This window comes from Burkholderia sp., assembly GCF_018375725.1.
GTDB lineage: Bacteria > Pseudomonadota > Gammaproteobacteria > Burkholderiales > Burkholderiaceae > Burkholderia.
The window spans coordinates 1-5,880 of record NZ_JAHACR010000266.1; the positions used below are offsets into that span (position 1 = coordinate 1).

Genomic DNA, 5,880 nt, shown 5'->3' on the forward strand with positions numbered 1-5,880 from the left:
CCCGGCTTGATGAAGCTCAGGTCCGCAAGCTTGAGCTGCCAGTGCAGCACCGCCGCATCGGCGGGAAACAGGCTCGTCAATGCGTAGCTTGCCGCGAGTCCGCATCCGAGTGCGAGCATCGGCGACCACGCGAGCCAGTTGCACCACACGGACACCGGTGCGATCAGTTTGCCGTAACGCACCCACCCGATCGCGCCATACACGGACGCACCGCCGGATTTATGGGGAAACAGCCCGGAAATTTCCGCATAGGTCGCACTTTGAATCAGGCCCATCGTGATCGTGGCAATCCAGATCGCCCACGCGGGCTGGCCGATCGTCGCGCATACACCGCCGATCGTGAACAGCACGCCTGCCGGCACACCGCTCGTCACCCAGAATGCATCTTTCCATGTCAGGCCGCGATGCAGCGTATGGCCCGACGAATCATGCGAAATGGCTGCCCCGACATCACTGGTGCTGTTCGCACGCAGTCCTGCTTGACTCATCCAAATCCTCCTGTCGACCCGCGTGAGCGCTCGAACGCCGACGCGGGTTCCATGCAAATCTGTGACGACTCCGGACAAGCGCCGTAGTGTAGCAATTCAGGCGTTTCCTGAAGCATCAGCCAAAAAAATGCCGGGGTAGGATCGGCGAGACATTCCATCGTTCTGGAATGCCGCCGACCCGCCCCGGACGCTATTTTTTATGTTCTCCGTGTAACGAATTACTGCGCGCCTTCCACCCATGCATTCACACGATCCGCATGCGCTGAAATCCATGCGTCGGCTGCCGCTTCGGGCTTCGATCCGTTCTGGATGGAGAGCATCACGCTGTCGATCTCGCCCGGCTTCCACTGGAATTTCTTGAGGAACGCGACCACCGGCTTCGCCTTCGTTTCGAGTGCCGGGTTCACGACGCTGTCGACGTGCTCCGCTTCGCCGAACACCTTCTTCGGATCCTCGAGGAAGCGCAGCTTCCACTTCGCGAACATCCAGTGCGGCGCCCAGCCCGTGACGATCACGGGTTTGTTCGAATTGATCGAACGCGCCAGTTCCGCCGTCATCGCGCTGCCCGAGCTCGGCATCAGCGAATAGCCGAGGCCGTAGTTCTTGATCGCGTCGTCGGTCTTGCGCATCACGCCGGCGCCCGCATCGATGCCGACGATGCGGCCGCCGAACGCCGCCTTCTGCGCGTTCAGATCGTCGATGCTCTTCGCGTTCACATAGGCCGGGACGATCAGGCCGATCTTCGCGTCGGGGAAATTGGTGCCGAGATCGACCACCTTGCCCTTGAACTGGTCCCAATACGCGCCCTGCGTGACCGGCAGCCACGCGGACAGCGTCGCGTCCAGATCGCCGCGCGCCACGCCCTGCCACATCACGCCCGCCGCGACCGGCACGAGCTGCACCTGATAGCCGAGACGCTTCTCGATGATGCGCGCCGCCACGTTCGACGTCGCCACGCTATCGTCCCAACCCTCCACGTAGCCGATCTTGAGCGTCGGCTTCGTGTCGGCCAGCGCGGACGCGCTCAACGTCAACATCGCCGACAGTGCGCCGGTCCACAACAGTTTTCCGAAAAACTTCATGGTCGATCTCCTTGATGTGCGCCAATGCGCGTTGCCTCTCTAGGTTCGCCAACCACAATTCCACGTTATCGTTGTTTTCCGACGCGCGTCTTTCCTGCCGCGACATCGGGGCTATTTGTCGATCACGAGATCCGACAACGGCTTGCTGCAGCAGAGCAGCACCATGCCCTGATCGATCTCGCGCTGGCGAATGCCGCCGTTGTGCTTCATCTCCACTTCGCCGGACACGAGCTTCACCTTGCAGGTGCCGCACATGCCCTGTGTGCACGACGCCGGCAGCCGCACACCGGACTGGCGGGCCGCGTCGAGCACGTGTTGCGCCGACCCGCAGACGATCTCGCGATTGCTCTTCGCGAAGCTGACCGTGAACTGCTGCGCCGCCTCGCCGCCGTCGTCGGACGTCGCGGGTGCGGCAGGCAGCGCCTCACCGGCCGGTTGCGCAAGCGTCTCGAACGAAAAGCTTTCCTCGTGATACTGCTTGCGATCGAAACCGGCCTCGTCGAGCAATGCGCGCACCGCCTTCATGTAGGGCGCGGGGCCGCAGGTGAAGATCTCGCGCTCCATGAAATCCGGCGCGATCAGCTTCAGCAGCGACAACGACAGGAACCCCGTCACACCCGGCCAGTTCGTGCGCGCCCCGACCCGCTCGACGATGAACGACGTGCGGAAATTCGTGTGATTCGACGCGATCAGGTCGAGCTCGCGCGCGAAGATGATGTCGTCCGGCGTCCGCGCGCTGTGCACGAACACGATGTCGCGATCCTCGGCCAGATCGTGATGCGCGCGACTCATCGACATCAGCGGCGTGATGCCCGAGCCGGCGGACAGGAACAGGAACTTGCGCGCCGGATGCCGCGCGCACGTGAATTCGCCGGCCGGGCCGAGCACACGAATCGCCGCACCCGGCTGCAGGTTGTCATGCAGCCAGTTCGATACCTTGCCGCCCGGCACGCGCTTGACCGTGATCGAGATCGTGTGCGGCCGCGCCGGCGACGACGAGATCGTGTAGCACCGATTGATCGTCTCTCCGTCGATGTCGAGCTCGAGCGTGATGAACTGTCCCGGCTCGAACGCAAACGCCCGGCCTTGTGGCGAACGGAAGAAGAAACTCTTCACATCGTGGGTTTCCTGCCGCACGTGGCAGCACACCAGCGTTTCCTCGACGTCGCTCGTCCAGCGCTCGGGAATGGCGTTCCAGAACGCCGGGCGCGTGACCCGGCTGTCGGCCGGCTCGAAATTCGCCGCATCTCGCATCATGTCTGACTCCGCTTCTACGCTTGATCATGCTTGCCGATCTGCTCGGCCAGCCGGTCGATGTACCAGGCCGAAAACTTCTCGACGAGGCCTTCCGTGTACGGCGAATACGGACCCGGCTCGTACGCGCTGCTTGTCGCGCCGCGCTGCGAGAATTCGACGAGCGCGCGATCCTGGTCGTTGGTCGCGTTCCACACCGCGGTCAGATTCTTCACGTCGTAGTCGATGCCTTCCTTCGCATCCTTGTGCACGAGCCACTTCGTGCGCACGAGCGTCTCGCCGGACGACAGCGGAATCACCGAGAACGTCACGATGTGGTCGCTCATGAAGTGATGCCACGAATTCGGCTGCGTCCAGAACGACAGGCCGCCGAGATCCGCCTGACGGAATTCGCCGAGCAGTTTTTTCGATGCGACCTTGGCGTCGAGCGTCTGCGATTCGCCGCTGCGGTCGAGCGGCAGACGCTGCGTGCGAAAGCCGGTCGTGTCGAGCAGACGCTCGATCTCGACCGACGGCAAGTCCAGCGCTTCCCATTGCGCGGCGCGCTCGACGCAGGTGCGTTCGAATGCGGCCATGCCTTCGGCGTTCGCGGCCGACGGCTGATAGCCGAAGCCGTATTCGTACAGCGAGATCGTCAGTTCCGGATGGTTCGCGACGCAGTGATAGCACTCGCGATTGTTCTCCATCGTCAGCTTCCAGTTGCCTTTCTCGATGATGTCGATCTGCGCCGCGATCTTCGTGTTCGGCAGGTCGTGCGGCAGCAGGTACGGCTCCATCGCGGCGCGCATCACGGCGAAATCGACCGGCGGATGCTCGGCGAGGCAGATGAAGATCAGACCGCCGAGATTCTCGACGTGCACCGACTTGAGGCTGTGCTTGCAGCGGTCGAACTTCTCGCCCATGTGCTCGGCGAACATCAGCTGGCCGGTCAGGTTGTAGGTCCAGCTGTGGTACGGACAGACGATATTGCCGACCGATCCCTTGTCCTCGTTGCACAGACGCGCACCGCGGTGGCGGCAGACGTTGTGGAATGCGCGGATCTCCATGTCGTCGTCACGGACGATGAGGATCGAATCCTGGCCCAGCTCGACCGTCACGTAGTCGCCCGGCTCGGGGACGTCCGGCTCGACCGCCACCTGGATCCAGTGCTGGCGGAAAATCGCCTCCATGTCGAGCGCGAAAATTTCATCGCTCGTATAGAACGGCGCCTCGAGGCTGTAACCTGCTTTGCGCCGTTCGATCAGTGCACGAATGTCTGCCGATACTTTCATCGTCTGCTCCGGATTTCTTGCGTCCCAGGGTGCTTGCCGACAGGCATTGACCCGTGAAAATCAGTAATCGATGAGTTGATGCTCGCGCAAATACGCGAGGATCACTTGTGCTTTTTCGACCGAACTCCCCTCAATTACGACGTTTCCGCCGCGGCTTTCGGTCGTCGTCGCCGACAGCATCCGGGCATGCCCGGAGCGCTTCTCGGCGGCGGCCAGCCTGACCGGCTTGCGCTCGATCGGGCCGACCGTCCACGCGCCCGCGTCCTGCTCCCGGCCGACCTCGGCGCGCACCGGACGCACTGCGCCGTCACGCAGCCGTGCATACGCATAACGGGGCTGCGCATTCGCGAGCGGATGCACCGCGACGACCGCCGGCAGCGCGGCATCCACACGCCGACGCAAGCCTTTCGGCAGGAATTGCCGGACCGTCGCGCGGCCGTCGCCGATCGACACGTCCACCGCCGCGCCGACGAGCGGATAGCCGAGCGCGGCGGCAACGCGATACGGAAGCATGCCGGTGTCGTATGCGCCTTCGGCGCGCGTGCCGGTCAGCACGAGGTCATAGCCCTGCACGCGGGCGGCCAGCGCGGCCGCCGCATCGTCGCCGTCCTGGCAGGCCAGCACTTCGACTTCGCGTGCGCCGAGCGCGAGATAGTCGGCAAGCGCCGGACTGGCCGGATCGCCCGCATGGATCACGTCGAGCTGCGCATGATGGCGCGCAGCGAGCTGGCGGCCGATCTCAAGCGCCGCCGCGTCGTTGCGGCTGTAGCGCGCCACGCCGCTGACCGGATGCCGGCCGACGGACACCAGCACCGCGATGCGTTGCAACAGTCGGGGGGCGTTCATGCTGCGACTCCTTCCGGTTCATGGTTGCCGACCGCCACCGGCGGTTGCCCGCGCGTCGCGCGCGCGGCCTGCACCTGTTCGATCAGCGCGGCGATCGTCGCCTGCGCGTCGCCGACCACGGTGAGATTGGCCCGCTTGGCGATCGGTGCGCTGCCGTCGAGATTCACGGCAATCACGTGACGGCAATCCTTGATGCCCTGCAGGTGCTGCACCGCCCCCGAAATGCCGAACGCGATATAGACGCTCGCCTCGACCGTCTTGCCGGTCGCGCCGACCTGCTTGTCGCGCGTGAAGTGGCCGTTGTCCACCGCGACGCGGCTCGCGCCGATCGCCGCGCCGAATGCGCCGGCGAGTTGCTCGAACGCGCCGATATCGGTCACGCCGTTGCCGGCCGACACGATGAAGTCCGCCTCCTCGAGCGCGACCTGCGCGGCGTCGATCTCTTCAAGCCCCAGATCGCGATACGGCTGCGCGGTGCCGGCTGCCGGACGCACGAAATCGGCGGGCAGCCGCTCGCCCGCCCCGACGAAGGGCAGCTTCGTATCCACCGCGTTCTGCGCGAGCAGGATCACGTCCGGCAGCGCGCGTGTCGCCAGTGCGCGCTTCGCGTGTGCATATGCGCTCACATGGCGCGCGTCGATCTCGACAACCTGCGTTGCGACGCTTGCGCCGGCGGCTGCCGCATAGCGGCGGCCGAGGTCGCCGTCGCCGGTTGCGTTGTCCGGCAGGAATACGTGCTTCGGTGCGAGCGCCGCAGCGCTCGCCGCCAGCGCCCGCAATTCGTCTTCGGGCGCGAACGTGCGGCGATCGAAGCCGGCCAGCTCGATCAGCTTGTCGACGCCGAGCGCCGCCGCATCGTCCTTCAGCTCGCCGAACACGAGCAGTGCGACTTCGGTCTGCGCATCGGCGAGCAGCGCGGCGGCGGCAATCGCCTGGCAC

The 5,880-nt window shown here is 64.8% G+C and carries 6 protein-coding genes; all 6 read right to left on the reverse strand.

Going from position 1 to position 5,880, the window contains the following annotated elements; all coding sequences use genetic code 11:
- On the reverse strand, nucleotides 1–488 hold a 488-nt coding region (locus tag KH616_RS20265; protein ID WP_292250225.1), incomplete at its 3' end, for an amino acid permease.
- A gap of 218 nt (nucleotides 489–706) precedes the next feature.
- Nucleotides 707–1,570, reverse strand: coding sequence for a glycine betaine ABC transporter substrate-binding protein (locus KH616_RS20270; RefSeq protein ID WP_292250227.1), 864 nt, complete (start codon nucleotides 1,568–1,570; stop codon nucleotides 707–709).
- Nucleotides 1,571–1,681: 111 nt separating this feature from the next.
- A complete protein-coding gene (locus KH616_RS20275) occupies nucleotides 1,682–2,827 on the reverse strand; it encodes a hybrid-cluster NAD(P)-dependent oxidoreductase (RefSeq protein WP_292250229.1) in 1,146 nt (381 codons plus the stop codon).
- A 14-nt stretch (nucleotides 2,828–2,841) separates the two neighbouring features.
- On the reverse strand, nucleotides 2,842–4,095 hold the full coding sequence (locus KH616_RS20280; protein ID WP_292250231.1) for an aromatic ring-hydroxylating dioxygenase subunit alpha: 1,254 nt from the start codon (nucleotides 4,093–4,095) through the stop codon (nucleotides 2,842–2,844).
- A gap of 60 nt (nucleotides 4,096–4,155) precedes the next feature.
- Nucleotides 4,156–4,941, reverse strand: a complete 786-nt coding sequence (locus tag KH616_RS20285) for an electron transfer flavoprotein subunit beta/FixA family protein (protein WP_292250232.1) — start codon at nucleotides 4,939–4,941, stop codon at nucleotides 4,156–4,158.
- Nucleotides 4,938–5,880 (reverse strand): electron transfer flavoprotein subunit alpha/FixB family protein (locus tag KH616_RS20290; protein ID WP_292250234.1); only part of this gene is annotated, 943 nt, incomplete at its 5' end. The genes KH616_RS20290 and KH616_RS20285, both read right to left, overlap by 4 nt.

Coding starts and splice junctions, on each gene's coding strand:
- KH616_RS20280 (WP_292250231.1), bottom strand. CDS start 4,095: ATGAAAGTATCGGCAGACATTCGTGCACTGATCGAACGGCGCAAAGCA.
- KH616_RS20270 (WP_292250227.1), bottom strand. CDS start 1,570: ATGAAGTTTTTCGGAAAACTGTTGTGGACCGGCGCACTGTCGGCGATG.
- KH616_RS20285 (WP_292250232.1), bottom strand. CDS start 4,941: ATGAACGCCCCCCGACTGTTGCAACGCATCGCGGTGCTGGTGTCCGTC.
- KH616_RS20275 (WP_292250229.1), bottom strand. CDS start 2,827: ATGATGCGAGATGCGGCGAATTTCGAGCCGGCCGACAGCCGGGTCACG.